This window comes from Fusobacterium sp. IOR10 (assembly GCF_010367435.1).
GTDB lineage: Bacteria > Fusobacteriota > Fusobacteriia > Fusobacteriales > Fusobacteriaceae > Fusobacterium_B.
This window is the reverse complement of the sequence record NZ_WJWY01000007.1, coordinates 1-16,311: the sequence shown is the minus strand read 5'-3', so window position 1 is coordinate 16,311 and position 16,311 is coordinate 1. Positions and strand designations below refer to the sequence as shown.

Genomic DNA, 16,311 nt, shown 5'->3' with positions numbered 1-16,311 from the left:
TTATTCCTTTCATTAATAGACAAAATTAAATTTATATTAATTATACTACATTGAGGATGCAAATGTATTTAAAAAAATAGAGATTTAAGGTTCAGTATGACAGAGAAATAAGAGTAATAGTTCAAGATATTCATACAATGGAATGAAGTATTTAAAAAGAAATTTATTCAATTGGGACTATTTTAATTTAAAATGTTCTATAAGACAATTAAAAGATTCATCACTTATACAATGTTCGATTTTGCAAGCATCTTTTTCTGCAACATCCTCAGGAACTCCAATAGAGACAAAAATTTCTTTAAGGCAGTTATGTTTATTATAAATTTTGTTAGCTAAAATTTCTCCAGAGGGAGTTAAAGATATTAATCCACTATCATCAATGGTGATATAATTGGATTCTCTTAATTTTTTCATAGCAATACTAATACTAGATTTTTTATATCCAGTTTCATTAACTATATCTATTGACCTAACATTAATTATTTTATTTTTTAAAAACAAAATAGTTTCCAAATAATCTTCAGATGATTTATTTATTTTCATAATTACTCCTTTAATAAATATTATAATTAAATGTTAACATAGAGCAAAATAAATATCAAATAATTAATTGACATTAAATTGATGTTGTGATAAACTTTTATTAAGTTAGTTTGGACTAACTTAAAGTTTGCAAAGCAAAGTAAAATACCTATTTAAAGGGGTGAGGTTATGGAACCATTGAGTTTTTCAAATATAGGAGATAGAAAACATATATTAAAAATAACAGGTAGAGATGAGGTTAGACAACATTTAGCTGAATTAGGGTTTGTTGTAGGTGCTGAAATATATATTGTTTCTAAAATAGGAAAAAATATGATTCTTTCTGTTAAAAACTCTAGAGTCGGATTGGATATGAGTATGGTAAATAGAATAATGGTTTAAAAAAGGAGATAATATGAATTTAGCAACTGGAATTTTAGGATTAATTATTTTTGTAATATTTGTATTTATTGTAAGAAAAATGATAATAGATAAAAAAAATCACAAATGTTCTTGTGGATGTTCCACTTGTGGGATTTCTGGAGCATGTAGCTCTAATAAAAAAACTGAAAAGAAAAAAAAGGAATTATAAATAATTCCTTTTTTTATTTATAATATATTATACAAATAGTTTAGGTTCAGCTCTACGCATAAATTGTTCTTCTAATTCATGTTGATGATATAAATAGTTGTCATCATCATAATATTTAGCTCCAACAGGACATTCTTTAACGCAAGCGCAACATTTAATACAAATGCCGTTGACTTCAGTTACATTATCAGGATTAATAGATTCCATTGGGCAAATGCTAGCACATAAACCGCAGTTAATACATTTATCATTAGTTAAAGGTTTAACCTTTCTAATATCAACAGGAACCCCCTTAGAATCTCTAGGTTTGTAATAATATCTATATGGATAAGGAGTACCATTAACTTCAATTAATTTTTCACAATCAAATTCAGGAGACGAAATTTTATTAAAAATATCATCAGCAAATTTAGTTGCCAACGCTAAATCTTTTTCGTCTGGTCTATTTTTTCCAAGAATTTTAGAGAAAGAATGTTCTCCAATAAAAGCTCCAGCAGCAATTGGATTAAATCCATCTTTTTTTAGAATATCTCTAAGTTCAATTAAAGCATCATCGTAATTTCTATTACCATATAAAACTATAGGAACAACTAAAGCACCATTACCAATAATAGTATCTAAATATTTTAAAAGTACATTTGGAACCCTTCCTGCAATAACAGGAACTCCAAATACAACAATATCATTTTCATTGAATTTTTTTTCCAATGCTCTAACTTTTTTAAAAGTAAAATTATATTCTTCAAAGTCAACATTAAATTTGTCAGATAAAACTTTCCCCACATGAGTAACTGTTCTTTTTGTTGTTTCAGTTCCTGAAAAATACATTCCCCAAACTTTTCTTTCCATAAATTCCTCCATTTAATCATTATTATATAGCCTTTATTTATAAAGTTTCATCTCAATTATACAACACTTTATTTCATTTAGCTATACTAATATATTATTAAAAATATCTAAATTTACTTTGATTAGCAAAATATATTTTTAGCAATATTTCAATTACAAAAATTAATATGTATCAAAATAAAACATTTTTTCAGAAAACAATTGACAAAAAAAATAAGATATATTATAATTGTTAAGCAAAGAGATAATAAAATTTTTAGGAGGTAAGGAAATGTACGTAATAGATCAAGATAATTGTATAGGGTGTGGAGCTTGTGAAGGAACTTGTCCAGTAGGAGCTATTTCAGGAAACGACGAAGGAAAATTCTCTATCAATGATACATGTATTGATTGTGGAGCATGTGCTGGTGGATGTCCAGTAAGTTGCATATCAGCAGGAGAATAGTATTAAAATATTTAATATAAAAGAACCTAATGTAAATTAGGTTCTTTTTATATTTTTTGTATAATTATCCAAGTGCCACATCTAAAATCATCATAATTACAAATCCAATAAGAACGCTTATAGTTCCTAGATCAGAACCTTCTCCTAGATGAGCTTCAGGTATCAATTCTTCAATAACAACATACATCATTGCTCCAGCAGCAGCAGAAAGCAACCAAGGCATGATAGCAATTGAGTTAGAAGTGATTAAAAAAGTTATGATTCCAAATATTGGTTCAACAATTCCAGATAGACTTCCAAGAATAAAAGATTTTTTAGAGGAAAACCCCTCTCTTCTTAGAGGTAATGAAACAGCTGCTCCCTCAGGAAAATTTTGTATACCAATTCCAGCGGCCAAAGCAATGGCAGAAGTTAAAAGAATGGGATTATTTGGATTCTGAGCAGCTAATGAAAAAGATAATCCCACAGCCATACCTTCTGGAATATTATGTAAAGTAACAGCTGTAATAAGAAGGGAAGTTCTTTTCATAGAAGTAGACATCCCCTCTTTTTTATTTATATTAGGATGTAAATGTGGAACTATTTTGTCTAAAATAAAAATAATAAAAACTCCTGTTAAAAATCCAATGGAAGTGGGAACCCAAGATGGTAGTCCCATGTTGTTAGAAGTTTCTAGTGATGGTAAAATTAATCCAAAAATAGAAGCAGCAATCATTATTCCAGCAGCGAATCCTAAAAAAATTGTTTGAATAGTATTTGAAATTTCATCTTTAAACAGAAATACTGTAGCTGATCCTAAAGTTGTCATAACAAATATAAATCCTAATCCTTTCAAAGCATATATCATATGTGCCCCCCTTCTCTATTACATATTTATATTAACTATATAATATCAATTATACAGTTATTTATAAAGGTATTTATAATTAATTTTACTTTCTAACAAATAAAAAAATTATGTTATAATAAGAACAAAAAGGAGTTAATTGTATAATGAAAAAATTATTACCAGTACTTTTAATATTAGGAATAATAATTTTAGGAATATTTTCCACTACAATAGGAAGTGTAAAAATTCCACTTGAAAATTTATTTAAATTAAATGAAGCTCCAAAGTATATGCAGATAATAGTGTATAAATTAAGATTACCAAGGATAGTAATGGCTATTTTAGTTGGAATGATGTTATCTTCAAGTGGAGTAGTTGTTCAAACAGTTTTTCAGAACCCATTGGCAGATCCATATATTATAGGAATAGCAGCTAGTGCAACTTTTGGATCAGTAATAGCATATATTTTTAACCTGCCAGATTTTATGTATGGAGTTCTTGCATTTATAATGTCTTTAATTAGCACTTTTTTAATATTTAAAATGGCAAAAAAAGGAAGTAATGTTAATGTAACAACACTTCTTATAATTGGGATAGCGGTTTCTTCATTTTTAGGATCATTTACTTCTTTTTCCATGTATTTAATAGGAGAAGATTCTTTTAAAATAACAATGTGGATGATGGGATATTTAGGAAATGCCACTTGGGAGAAAGTACTTTTAATTTGTCCACCTTTAGTGTTTTCTTTATGGTATTTTTATATGAATAGAAATAATTTAGATGCATTATTATCTGGAGATGAGGAAGCTTATTCTTTGGGAGTAGATGTAAATAAATTAAAAATAAAGATGCTTTCAGTTTCAGCTTTAATAGTTGCTTTTTCAGTTGCTTTTTCAGGAATGATAGGATTTGTAGGCCTGATTATACCCCACACAATAAGAATGATAACAGGACCATCAAATTCTAAATTAATACCTAGTGCTGCTTTAGCAGGAGCAATATTTCTTTTAGCCTGTGACACTTTTGGTAGAACAGTTTTATCACCAGTTGAAATTCCAATTGGAGTAGTAACATCCTTTTTTGGAGCTCCATTCTTTCTTTATCTAGCTCTAAAAAATAAAAGAGGTGTGAAATAATGGTAATAAAAATAAATAATCTAAATTTTAATTATGGGGATAAACAAATACTTAAAAATATGAAATTAGAAATAAAGAAAGGTAAATTAACAGGTATATTAGGACCTAATGGTTGTGGAAAATCAACTCTTTTGAAAAATATTTTAGGTTATATAGGTAAAGAAAATGAAAATAATATAGAGATTCTAGGAAAAAAATCAAAAAATTATACTCATAAAGAAAAATCTAGGATAATGGCTTTAGTTCCTCAGAAATCAAATTTAATGAGTTCAATGAGTGTACTAGATTTTGTAACTGTAGGGAGACTACCACATTTAAAAAATAGTTGGGAAGGTTATAGTAAAAAAGACATAGATTTTGTAAATGAAATATTAGAAAAATTAGGATTAAAAAAATTTTCAAGTAGAATTGCTTTAAGTCTTTCAGGTGGAGAATTTCAAATGGTTCTTCTAGCAAGAGCTTTAATCCAAGAACCAAAGATTTTATTATTAGATGAACCAACCTCCTCTTTAGATTTAAATCATGCAATGGATTTAATGTCTACAGTAAAAAAATTAGTGGAGAATCTTAATATTACAGGGGTTGTAGTTCTTCATGATTTAAATCTAGCATCAATATTTTGTGATGAGATTGTATTAATGAAAACTGGAAAATTAGTTTATAAAGGTATACCTAAAGAAGTATTAACAGAAAAAAAAATAAAAGAAATATACAACCTAGATTGTAAAGTAATCTATAATGAAGGGAAACCATATGTTATTCCTTTTATAAAATATTAAAAGAAGCATCTGAATTTTAAATCCAGATGCTTCTTCTGTCTATATATTTTTTGTTTGTTCTTTCAACCAATTTTTTTCATCTTTATTTAAGAATGGAGATATTTTTTCAAAAACCATTTTATGATAATTATTCAACCAATTTTTTTCATCTTCATTTAAAAAAATTAAATCAATTGCATCAGTATCAATTGGAACAAAAGTAAGGGTTTCAAATTCTAAAAATAAACCATATTCATTAACAAAACTTTTAGTTGTTAAAGTTTCATTTTCTATTCTAATCCCATGGGAGTTGTCTATATAAATTCCAGGTTCAATAGTTGTTACCATATCAGGATGGATTATACAACTAGCAGAAGGTCTTAGAATATTTGGCTCTTCATGAACATTAAGAAGGTGTCCCACCCCATGTCCAGTTGCACATCTATAGTCAAGTCCAATTTCCCAGATAACGTTTCTAGCAATTGAGTCTAAATTACCTCCAAATGTTCTATGGGGAAATTTAACTTTAGAAAGAGCAATTAGAGATTTCAAAACATAGGTATAATGTTTTTTTATATGAGGTTCAACTTCACCTAAAGAAATAGTTCTAGTGATATCCGTGGTTCCTTCTAGATATTGTCCCCCAGAATCAATTAAAATTAAATTTTCAGGTTTTAAAAAGGAATAAGTTTCATAGTTTGGTAAATAATGCATCATAGCAGCATTTTTACCATAAGCAGCAATTGTTTCAAAACTAAGTTCAATAAAATTTGGTTGCTCACTTCTCAGTTTCTCTATTTTATTAACAACATCCAATTCACTAATTTTAATTTTTAAAATATTAGTTTTAAGCCAATAAATAAATTTTGTCATTGCTATTCCATCTTTTATGTGAGCATTATAATTATTTTTAATTTCAGTAATATTCTTAATTGATTTCATATGAATTTCAGGATTAGGTTCATTTATTATTTCAACTTCCTTTGGGAGATTTTTATAAATATAAGAGTTTATTTTCTTGTAATCTAAAAGAATAGTTGAAGATTTGTCAATAGTATTTAGATAACTATAAAAATCATGATAATCTTTTATTTCAATATTATTATCTTTAAAATAAATTTTAATATTTTCAGAAAGTTTAGACTTATCTATGAATAATACTGATTTATCTTTGAAAATAATAGCATAGGATAGTACCACAGGATTATATTTAATATCTTTTCCCCTTAAATTAAATAACCAGCAAATATCATCAAGGGATGATAAAATATGACAATTTATTTTTTTTTCTTTCATTAAAATTCTTATTTTTTTTATTTTATTTTTAGCTTTTTCTCCTGAATACTTATCTTCCAAAATAAAAGCTTTTTCTTTGGAAAGTTCAGGTCTATTTTCCCAAATATTTCCCACAAGATCCAAAACGATATTTAATTTAAAGGATTTTATTTTAGCTGCATTTTTAAAATCTAGCATTAGCTTGTAACTAATAGTTCTTCCATCAAAGGCAAGGGTATCATTTTTATTAAGAGTGTGCTTTATAAATTCTTGAACAGTTGGGGTATCCTTTAATCCAGATTTAAAAAGAAAGATTTCACTTCCTGCAAGTTCCCTTTCTGCTTGGAGAAAATATCTTCCGTCAGTCCAAAGAAAGGATTTATTTTTAGTTATTAATATTGTTCCACTGGATCCTGAGAAGTTTGATATATATTCTCTTGTTTTAAAAAAATCACCAATATATTCACTTTGATGAAAATCAGAGGATGTAACTAGGTATGCAGTAACATTATTTTTTTTCATTAGATTCCTAAGTGAAGCTATTTTATCATTTGTTGAAAGTTTCATAATTGAGCTCCTTTTATTATTTATTAATTTTTATTTTATCATCAAAAGGGATAGTTTTAAAGAGAATATTTTCATGGACTTTTATTTTTAGATGTTGTAAAATTAATAGGAGGATATGTTAATAAAATTATAGGAGGAAAAATGATTTATAAATTAATGGAAAAAATCCCTGAAATAGGAGAAAATAATTATATAGCTCCAACTGCTTCTATAATTGGTGATGTGAAAACAAAAAAAGACGTCTCTATTTGGTTTAACGCTGTTTTAAGAGGAGACAATGGAAGTATTGTTATAGGGGATAAAAGTAATGTTCAAGATAATGTTATAATGCATTCAAATGAGGGAGGAAATGTTATAATTGGAAAGAATGTAACATTAGGTCATGGATGTACAATACATGGAGCACAAATAGGTGATAATAGTTTAATTGGAATGAATGCTCTAATAACAGATAATGTTATAATTCCTAAAAATTGTTTTGTTTATGCAGATTCTGTAGTGACTGTAAGAATAGGTGAAATAGAAGAAGGTAGTTTTATCAAGGGAAATCCAGCAAAATGCATTGGGAAAATATCTGAAAAACAAAAAGAAGCTGTTGAATCAGCCTCTGAAGAGTATCAAAAATTAAAAGAACAATATTTAAATAACTTTATTAAATGTGAATAGGAGATGAGATTATGCCTTATATAAAATTATCAGGATTATCAAAGGAAAAAGTTTGTGAAGCAAGTAAAGATTTAGTAAAAATAGTTTCAGAAGTAACAAATACACCTAAAGAAAGAATAAGAATTTTTTATAATCCAACATTGGAAATAGTGAATGGGAAAATATGTGAAAACAGATTAAACGTGGATATAGGGTGGATGCCAAGACCTCAAGAAATGTGTGATGAAGTAGCAAAACAAATTAAAGAATATTTCAATAAAGATAACTTTGAAAGTATAAAAATATATTTTTCAGAAATTGTAAGAGATAAATTTTCTTATATTGTTTCTGAATAAATTGAAAAATTTAAGAGTTTCCAATTCATTTTATAATTTGAGCTTACATTTATTTTTATAATATTAGTATTTTGAAAGATTTTGTTGATGGAATAATTAAAATTAACATGACAAAAATTTTTATTTTTCTCAACAATTTTTTTTATTAGATTCCTTGGTTTAATTTCTTCCCTTTGGATAGTTTCGCCATTGTTTATAGCTATTTTTAGTTCTAAATTTTTTTCAGAAACAGCTGAACAAATTGAAATATCTGTAATTCTAACTACAGCCTTTATTAAGTCTTCTTCCTTTAATTTTTTTGGAACATTTACTATTATTTCAAATTCTTTTAAAAATTCTTTATTTTCATTTTTAAATTTGAAATTATAATTACTAATAGTTTGTTCTCCACGCATATCAATTTGCATCTTTCTTTTAATCTTATTAATATCATCAGGGTAGGTTCCAAGTAAATACATAAGTTTTGTAACAGCAGCTTCAGGGGTTAGATCCACTCCACTGATAACTCCAGCTTCAATTAATTTAGCACTAGCTTCATAAAGGCCCATTTTAACCATTCCTGTTGTGCATTGGGTTATGTCCACTACTATTATACCCTTTGAAGAGAGATATTTTATCATTTCAATAAATTTTTCATTTGTAGGAGCGTTTCCATTTCCAAATGTTTTTAAAATTACCCCTTTAATTGAAGAATTGTTTTCAAAAATATTTTTTAAATAATCAGAGTTAAGACCGGGGAATAATTCTAAAATAATAACTTTATTGGAAATTTTTTTATTAACATAAAATTCTTTTTTGTTTAATTTTAAAATACGGTCTTTAATTATTTTAATATCGCTTCCAATTTCTCCTATTGGAGGATAATTTGGAGAAGAAAATCCAAAATAATTAGTAGCATCAATTTTTCTTGCTCTGTTTCCCCTAAGGAGAGTATCTCTAAAAAAGATAGCTACTTCAGGAATTATTTTTATTCCATACATTTCATTTCCAGCTATTTGTATAGCTGTAATTAAATTTTGAAGTGCATCGCTTCTTGGAAATTGTAAAGGAACTTGAGATCCAGTGAATATTACAGGTTTGTTTAAATTTTTAAACATAAATGAAAGAGCAGAAGCTGAGAAAGCCATAGTATCAGTACCATGTAAAATAACAAAACCTCTATATTTTTCATAATTTAATTCAATTATTTCAGCAATTTTTATCCAAACTTCTATGCACATATCAGAAGAATCTATTAGAGGATTAAATTGATAATAATCCGTTGGGAAATTATTTAAAATAGGATGGTCCTTTATAATTTCTATCCAATTTGTTGCAGGTCTCAATGGACTGTTGCAGTCATTCTCCTTGTCGTGTACCATTCCAATTGTACCACCAGTGTTAATAATTAAAACTTTATTAAGCATAGTTCCTCCTTAAAAGTATTAGTTTATTATGAATTGATTATAACATAATAATAAAAAAGAGGAATAAAAAAATATAAAAATAGAAATTTTAAATTTTTTTTGTAAAAAAATATACAATATGAAATTATTTTTTTACAAAAACATTTTTTGACGTAAATAAGTATATTATGATATGAATACAATCACTTTGATGTAAATAGAGTTATTTTAATATCAGGTGTTTTTAAAAAAATAAAAAAAATAACTTGATTTTATATAAAAAAAAGGTATAATAAAAGTGTAAACATTGGTTGAGTAAATATGATTCATATATTGAATAAATGCTTAAGCCAATAATATTTTACCTGATATATTTTAAAGGGGGCTTGATATGAAAGTACTTTGTTATGGTGTTAGAGATGTAGAAAGACCATTTTTTGAAAAGTTGGCAAAGGAATACAATCTTGAAGTTACATGTACTAGTAACTTTTTAAACACAAAAGAAACAGCTGAAGAGGCAAAAGGATTTGATTGTGTTGTTTTAAGAGCAAATTGTTTTGCGAATAAAGAAAATTTGGATTTATATAAAGAATATGGAGTAGAATATGTTTTAACTAGAACAGTTGGAACTAATCATATAGATATTCCTTATGCTAAGGAATTAGGATTTAAAATGGCATTTGTTCCATTTTATTCACCAAATGCAATATCTGAATTAGCATTAACTCATGCTATGATGTTATTGAGACATATGTCTTATACAACTTATAAGACAGGAGTAAAAAAAGACTTTACAGTTGATGCAAACATGTTCTCAAAAGAAGTTAGAAACTGTACAGTTGGTGTAGTTGGACTTGGAAGAATAGGAATGACTACAGCAAGATTATTCAAAGGATTAGGAGCAAACGTTTTAGGACAAGATTTATTCCCTAAAACAGGTGTTGAAGATATTGTTACTCAAGTTGAGTTAGATGAACTTCTTGCTAAAAGTGATATAGTATGTCTTCACTGTCCGTTCATACCTGCTAATGGAAAAGTAGTAACTAAAGAATTCTTAGCCAAAATGAAAGAAGGAGCTATCTTAATAAATGCAGCTAGAGGAGAATTACAAGATGTGCCTGCTTTAGTAGAAGCTTTAGAAAGTGGTCATTTAGCTGGATTAGGAATAGATGTTTTAGAAAACGAATCTACAGTATTCTTTAAAGATTTCAAAGGTGGAGATATAGCAGATCCAATGATAAATAAATTAGTAAACATGTATCCAAGAGTTTTAGTTTCACCTCATATGGGTTCTTATACTGATGAAGCAGTAACAAATATGATTGAAACTAGTTTCCAAAATTTAAACGAATTTATAGAAACAGGAGACTGTAAAAATAAAATCAAATAGATTTTAGTGGTATTTAAATAAGGTGTAATAAATTTTTTATATAATATAAGTGTAACATAAAAATTAATGGAGGTTAGAAAAATGGCTAAAAATGTTTTTGAAATGGCTCAAGCTCAAGTTAAGGCAGCATGTGATAAGTTAGGAATGGAAGCAAATGTATATGAATTATTAAAAGAACCAAGAAGAGTACTAGAAGTTAATATTCCAGTAACAATGGATAATGGTTCAATAAGAATATTCAAAGGATACAGATCTCAACATAATGATGCAGTTGGTCCTACTAAAGGTGGAATCAGATTTCATCAAAATGTTTCACTAGAAGAAGTAAAAGCATTATCAATTTGGATGACATTCAAATGTTCTGTAACAGGAATTCCTTATGGTGGAGGTAAAGGTGGAATAATTGTAGATCCATCTGAATTATCAAAAGGTGAATTAGAAAGATTATCTAGAGGATACATTCAAGGAATCTATAAATTAATAGGAGAAAAAGTTGACGTTCCAGCTCCTGATGTAAATACTAACGGACAAATCATGTCTTGGATGGTAGACGAATATAATAAATTAACTGGTACATCTGCAATTGGTACTTTAACTGGTAAACCATTAGAATTTGGTGGATCAAAAGGAAGAAATGAAGCTACTGGATTTGGTGTTGCAGTTACAGCTAGAGAAGCAGCTAAAAAATTAGGAATTGAAATGAAAGAAGCTAAATTAGCAGTTCAAGGATTTGGAAATGTTGGAGCTTACACTGTTAAAAACATTGAAAAACTTGGTGGAACTGTAGTAACTATAGCTGAATGGTCTAAAGAAGACGGAGCTTATGCAATTTATAAAGAAGACGGAATAAACTTCCAAGCTGCATGGGATTATAAAGCAGCTAATGGAACTTTAGTAGGTTTCCCTGGTTCTAAAAAAGTATCTATGGATGACTTCTGGGCATGTGACGTTGAAATAGTTATACCTGCAGCTCTAGAAAATGCAATAGATGCACCTCAAGCTGAATTAATCAAAGCTAAATTAGTTTGTGAAGCAGCTAACGGTCCTATAACTGAAGCAGGAGACGCAGTATTAAACAAAAAAGGAATTACAGTTACTCCAGATATCTTAACTAATGCTGGTGGAGTTACAGTTTCTTACTTCGAATGGGTTCAAAACTTATACGGATATTATTGGGAAGAAGCAGAAGTAGAACAAAAAGAAGAAATCGCTATGGTTAAAGCGTTTGAAGCTTTATGGAAAATTTCTAAAGAATATAATGTTACAATGAGAGAATCAGCTTACATGCATTCAGTTAAAAGAGTTGCTGAAGCAATGAAAGTTAGAGGATGGTACTAGGATCTGTATTAATACAGAAAGTATTATTAAACTTGTAGTAATGTAAAATAAGTTAAATAAAATTCCTTCAGTTTTTACTGAAGGAATTTTTATATTAAATAATTATGGAAAAATATAAAATAAAGAGATATAATCTATAGTAGAGATAAATTGAAAGGGAGGCGGAGTAAGTGATTACAAAAGTTAAAAGTTCAAGTTATTTTGGGATAGATTCATTTTTAGTGGAAGTAGAAGTTGATATTTCAAGGGGATTACCCTCTTTTAATATAGTGGGTCTGGGAGATGCAGCTGTTCTAGAGAGTAAAGAAAGAATAAGAGCAGCAATTAGAAACAGCGGTTATAGAATGGAATACAATAAAATAGTAATCAATTTGACCCCAGCAGGTAAGAGAAAAGTTGGAACACATTTTGATTTGCCAATAGCTATAGGTATTATGCATTGTCAAAATTTAATAAAAGCAAAAAAAGAAATTCTGGAAAATTATGTTTTTATGGGAGAATTATCATTAAATGGAGATTTAAAAAGAACTCAAGGAGTTGTAAGCGGAGCAATTTTAGCTAAAGAATTGGGATATAAGGGAATAGTTATCCCCTATGAAAATAAAGAAGAAGGAAACTTAATAAAAAATATAAATGTAGTTATAGTCAAAAATCTAAAGGATGTGGAGCTTTTTTTAGAAACAGGAGAGAAAATAAACACAGAATATAATGAGGATAATATTTTAAAGGAAGAAGAAGATTATAAGATAGATTTTGCAGATGTAAAGGGTCAAGAGGTTGCCAAAAGGGCATTGGAGATTTGTGCTGCAGGGGGGCATAATTTAATTATGATAGGAACTCCTGGGTGTGGAAAAACAATGTTAGCAAAAAGGGTTATGACTATTTTACCTCCTTTAACAGAAAAAGAAAAAATAGAAATCACAAAAATATATAGTATAGCAGGGAAATTAAATGAAAAAAATCCTATAATAGAAAAAAGACCATTTAGGTCTCCTCACCATACAAGCACTGGAGTGGCAATGATTGGAGGAGGGAGAATCCCAAAAGTTGGTGAAATTTCTTTGGCTAATAGAGGAGTTTTATTTTTAGATGAACTTATTGAATTTAAAAAAGAAATATTGGAAAATTTAAGGGAGCCCTTGGAAGAAAAAAGAATTTCAATAACAAGAGCTAACTATAAAGTTGAATTTCCATGTAAATTTTTGCTTTTAATGTCAACAAATCCATGTAATTGTGGGAATTATTTTGAAAATGATGGAAGTTGTACTTGTAGCGCAACAGAAATTTCTAGATATTTAAAAAAATTATCAGGTCCTCTTATAGATAGGATAGATTTAAAGGTAGAAATGAGAAGACTGTCAGAAAAAGAGTTGTTAGATAGTGATCCAAAGGAAAAATCAAAGGATATAAGGAAGAGAGTTATAGAAGCAAGAAATATTCAAAAAATAAGGTTTAAAGATGACAGATTAAATGGAGATATGTTGAGAAAAGATTTAGACAAATATTGTTCATTGAATAAAGAAAATAAAAAAATAATGAAGAAAGCTATTGAGAATTTAAAATTATCTGCAAGGGGATTTGATAGGGTATTAAAGGTTTCAAGAACAATTGCAGACCTAGATAAAAGTATAGAAATAAAAAAAGAACATATATTAGAGGCTTTATCTTATAGAATAAACAACATATTATAAATTTAAGGAGGACAGATGTTAAATTACAATCCGAAATTTCTATTTAAAAATAGACATATAAACACTTGCTTTCCTACTATTTTTAGAAAAATAGAAGTTTTATATAAAAGAGAAAGAGTGGAAACTTACGATAAGGATTTTATTGATATTGATTGGATAAAGAATAAAAGTAATAGTTTAGTAGTTTTATGCCATGGATTAGAAGGAAGTTCCAATAGTAAATATATAAAGGCCCATGCTAAATATTTTTCTGAACAAGGATGGGATGTTTTAGCTATAAATTATAGAGGATGCAGCGGAGAAGAAAATAGAAAAGTTTATTCATATAACTCTATTTTAACTGATGACTTAAAATTAGTTTTAGAAGAGAAGGGGAAAAGTTATGAAAAAATTGCAGTTGTTGGATTTAGTTTAGGAGCTAATTTAATATTGAAATATTTAGGTTGTGAAAAAACATTTCCAAAAAATTTACTTTGTGCAGTTACAGTTTCTCCCCCATGTAATTTTATTTCCACTAGCAGTCAGTTAAAAAAGTTTGGAAACACAATTTATAAATTAAAATTTTTGATTAAACTTAAGAAAAAAATAAAAGAAAAATATGACAATAATTTAGATTATAGAGATAAGATAGATTTAGAAGGAGTTTTAAAGGCTAAGAATTTAGAAGAGTTTGACGAAGCCTTTACAGGAAAATATTTTGGCTTTAAAGGAGCAATGGATTATTATGAAAAAACTAATACAGTTAAGACTTTGAAGAACATAAAAATTCCAACATATATAATAACTCCCTTAGATGACCCTATTATGGGGAAAGAATGCTATCCTTATGAAGAGGTAAAGAAAAATAAAAACATTCTATTTGAAACACCAAAATATGGAGGACATATTGGCTTTTCTGCAATAAAAAATTATCCATATGTTTTAGAAAAAAGTGTATACAACTATGTTTCTAATTTTTAAACTAAAATTAGTTTGCAATTTATTAAGTAATTATAAAAATAAAAATTTTGGAGGTAAAAAATGGCAGTTTTAGTTACTGGTGGTGCAGGTTATATAGGAAGTCATACTGTAATTCAACTTTTAAATTCAAATGAAGATGTTATTATAGTTGACGATTTAAGTAATAGTTCAATAAAAGTAATAGATAGAATAGAGGAACTTTCAGGAAAGAGACCTAAATTTTATGAGATAAATATTTTAGAAGAAAATAAATTTAAAAAAATATTTGAAGAAAATGAAATAGAATCTATAATACATTTTGCAGGTTTTAAAGCAGTTGGAGAATCAGTTAATAAACCTTTAGCCTATTATACAAATAATTTAGTATCCACATTAATAATTTTAAATACAATGAAAGAATACAATGTGAAAAATTTTGTTTTTAGTTCTTCAGCAACAGTTTATGGAGATCCTAAATCATGTCCAATACTAGAAGATTTTCCATTAAGTACAACAAACCCTTATGGAACAACAAAATTGATGATAGAAAATATATTAAGGGATATTTGTAAAACTGATAAGAAATTAAATGTTGGAATACTTAGATATTTTAATCCAGTTGGTGCTCATAAAAGTGGAAGAATTGGTGAAGAACCAAATGGTATACCTAATAATTTAATGCCTTATATTACTAAAGTTGCAATAGGAAAATTGGAAAAATTAAGTATTTTTGGAGATGATTATGCAACTCATGATGGAACAGGAGTAAGAGATTACATTCATGTGGAAGATCTAGCTGCAGGACATTTAAAAACATTAACAAAGTTAAGAAATAATTCAGGATTGGTAACATATAATCTTGGAACAGGAAAGGGATATAGCGTTTTAGATATGGTAAAGGCATTTAGTAAGGCTTGTGGGAAAGAAATACCATATAGCATAGTAGGAAGAAGAGCTGGTGATATTGCCATGTGTTATGCAGATTCAAATAAAGCAAAGAAAGAGTTAGGATGGGAAGCAAAATATGATTTAGATAGAATGTGTGAAGATTCTTGGAGATGGCAAAGTAACAATCCAAATGGATATGAAGATTAGAAAAAAAATATTTCAATTTTGTTGACAAAATAGGAGACAAGTGCTATAATCTAACTTGTCTGCGGGAATAGCTCAGTTGGTAGAGCGTCAGCCTTCCAAGCTGAATGTCGCGAGTTCGAATCTCGTTTCCCGCTCCAAAAAAGTGCATCATTAGCTCAGTTGGTAGAGCATACGACTCTTAATCGTACGGTCGCCGGTTCAAGTCCAGCATGATGCACCACTAAAAAGATATTTGAAACTGCTTTTATAAGCAGTTTTTTTATTTACATATAATTAATTTAGGAGGAGAAATGTTTATAGCAATTTTATATGGATTTACAATTATTGGTCTTATTTTTTCCTTTTTTAAGAGTAGGGAAAAAACAAAAAAAGCTGGTTCTTTGTCAACTGGTGTTGGTGGAGAAAAATAAAAAAATAAATAATGTTTTTGTTCCTTCAGCTTTATGCTGAAGGAATTTTTATTTTTGTTAAATTGCTATAAATTAAAATTCTATTTCTT

At 27.9% G+C, this 16,311-nt stretch carries 16 protein-coding genes, 2 tRNA genes and 1 pseudogene; 14 read left to right on the top strand and 5 right to left on the bottom strand.

Annotated features, from left to right (window positions below; genetic code table 11):
- Positions 1-177: 177 nt before the first annotated feature.
- Positions 178-543, bottom strand: a complete 366-nt coding sequence (locus GIL12_RS02905) for a metal-dependent transcriptional regulator (protein WP_163468856.1) — start codon at positions 541-543, stop codon at positions 178-180.
- 168 nt (positions 544-711) lie between these two features.
- Between GIL12_RS02905 and GIL12_RS02900 the strand changes: the two genes are divergently transcribed.
- Both GIL12_RS02900 and GIL12_RS02895 read left to right on the top strand, forming a co-directional pair.
- Entirely contained in the window at positions 712-924 is a 213-nt protein-coding gene (locus GIL12_RS02900) for a FeoA family protein (protein WP_163468855.1), read from the top strand.
- Between the two features lie 13 nt (positions 925-937).
- Positions 938-1,114, top strand: a complete 177-nt coding sequence (locus GIL12_RS02895) for a FeoB-associated Cys-rich membrane protein (RefSeq protein WP_163468854.1) — start codon at positions 938-940, stop codon at positions 1,112-1,114.
- A gap of 27 nt (positions 1,115-1,141) precedes the next feature.
- Here GIL12_RS02895 and GIL12_RS02890 read toward each other — a convergent pair whose 3' ends face one another.
- Positions 1,142-1,963, bottom strand: coding sequence for an EFR1 family ferrodoxin (locus GIL12_RS02890; RefSeq protein WP_163468853.1), 822 nt, complete (start codon positions 1,961-1,963; stop codon positions 1,142-1,144).
- A gap of 271 nt (positions 1,964-2,234) precedes the next feature.
- On the opposite strand from GIL12_RS02890, the gene GIL12_RS02885 reads away from it, so the two are divergent.
- On the top strand, positions 2,235-2,408 hold the full coding sequence (locus tag GIL12_RS02885) for a 4Fe-4S binding protein (RefSeq protein WP_163468852.1): 174 nt from the start codon (positions 2,235-2,237) through the stop codon (positions 2,406-2,408).
- 64 nt (positions 2,409-2,472) lie between these two features.
- Here the strand turns inward: GIL12_RS02885 and GIL12_RS02880 are convergent, their stop codons facing one another.
- Entirely contained in the window at positions 2,473-3,255 is a 783-nt protein-coding gene (locus GIL12_RS02880; RefSeq protein ID WP_163468851.1) for a ZIP family metal transporter, read from the bottom strand.
- A 146-nt stretch (positions 3,256-3,401) separates the two neighbouring features.
- Between GIL12_RS02880 and GIL12_RS02875 the strand changes: the two genes are divergently transcribed.
- A complete protein-coding gene (locus tag GIL12_RS02875) occupies positions 3,402-4,373 on the top strand; it encodes an iron ABC transporter permease (protein ID WP_163468850.1) in 972 nt (323 codons plus the stop codon).
- Positions 4,370-5,152, top strand: coding sequence for an ABC transporter ATP-binding protein (locus GIL12_RS02870; protein WP_163468917.1), 783 nt, complete (start codon positions 4,370-4,372; stop codon positions 5,150-5,152). Before GIL12_RS02875 ends, GIL12_RS02870 begins: the two co-directional genes overlap by 4 nt.
- Positions 5,153-5,191: 39 nt before the next feature.
- Here GIL12_RS02870 and GIL12_RS02865 read toward each other — a convergent pair whose 3' ends face one another.
- The gene (locus tag GIL12_RS02865) at positions 5,192-6,973 is read right to left on the bottom strand and encodes an aminopeptidase P family protein (RefSeq protein WP_163468849.1); all 1,782 of its coding nucleotides are present in this window, start codon (positions 6,971-6,973) and stop codon (positions 5,192-5,194) included.
- Between the two features lie 141 nt (positions 6,974-7,114).
- Here GIL12_RS02865 and GIL12_RS02860 point away from each other — a divergent pair, with 141 nt between their 5' ends.
- Both GIL12_RS02860 and GIL12_RS02855 read left to right on the top strand, forming a co-directional pair.
- Positions 7,115-7,639 (top strand): gamma carbonic anhydrase family protein, encoded by a 525-nt coding sequence (locus GIL12_RS02860; protein WP_163468848.1) that lies wholly within the window; start codon positions 7,115-7,117, stop codon positions 7,637-7,639.
- A gap of 11 nt (positions 7,640-7,650) precedes the next feature.
- Complete coding sequence (locus tag GIL12_RS02855) at positions 7,651-7,974, top strand: DUF1904 family protein (RefSeq protein WP_163468847.1); 324 nt, start codon at positions 7,651-7,653, stop codon at positions 7,972-7,974.
- A 374-nt stretch (positions 7,975-8,348) separates the two neighbouring features.
- Here the strand turns inward: GIL12_RS02855 and GIL12_RS02850 are convergent.
- Positions 8,349-9,380: pseudogene (locus GIL12_RS02850) on the bottom strand (asparaginase); the annotation flags it as partial.
- Positions 9,381-9,750: 370 nt separating this feature from the next.
- On the opposite strand from GIL12_RS02850, the gene GIL12_RS02845 reads away from it, so the two are divergent.
- The 7 genes from GIL12_RS02845 (at position 9,751) to GIL12_RS02815 (ending at position 16,032) form a co-directional block, all read left to right on the top strand.
- Complete coding sequence (locus GIL12_RS02845) at positions 9,751-10,749, top strand: 2-hydroxyacid dehydrogenase (protein ID WP_163468845.1); 999 nt, start codon at positions 9,751-9,753, stop codon at positions 10,747-10,749.
- A gap of 81 nt (positions 10,750-10,830) precedes the next feature.
- Positions 10,831-12,087 (top strand): Glu/Leu/Phe/Val dehydrogenase, encoded by a 1,257-nt coding sequence (locus tag GIL12_RS02840; protein WP_163468844.1) that lies wholly within the window; start codon positions 10,831-10,833, stop codon positions 12,085-12,087.
- A 170-nt stretch (positions 12,088-12,257) separates the two neighbouring features.
- Entirely contained in the window at positions 12,258-13,778 is a 1,521-nt protein-coding gene (locus GIL12_RS02835; protein ID WP_163468843.1) for a YifB family Mg chelatase-like AAA ATPase, read from the top strand.
- Positions 13,779-13,793: 15 nt separating this feature from the next.
- Positions 13,794-14,738, top strand: a complete 945-nt coding sequence (locus GIL12_RS02830; RefSeq protein WP_163468842.1) for a YheT family hydrolase — start codon at positions 13,794-13,796, stop codon at positions 14,736-14,738.
- A gap of 60 nt (positions 14,739-14,798) precedes the next feature.
- Positions 14,799-15,812: a UDP-glucose 4-epimerase GalE gene (gene galE / locus GIL12_RS02825; RefSeq protein ID WP_163468841.1), complete on the top strand. Its 1,014-nt coding sequence runs from the start codon at positions 14,799-14,801 to the stop codon at positions 15,810-15,812.
- A gap of 61 nt (positions 15,813-15,873) precedes the next feature.
- Positions 15,874-15,949: transfer RNA gene (locus GIL12_RS02820), tRNA-Gly, on the top strand.
- 7 nt (positions 15,950-15,956) lie between these two features.
- A tRNA-Lys gene (locus GIL12_RS02815) sits at positions 15,957-16,032 on the top strand.
- Positions 16,033-16,311: the final 279 nt, after the last annotated feature.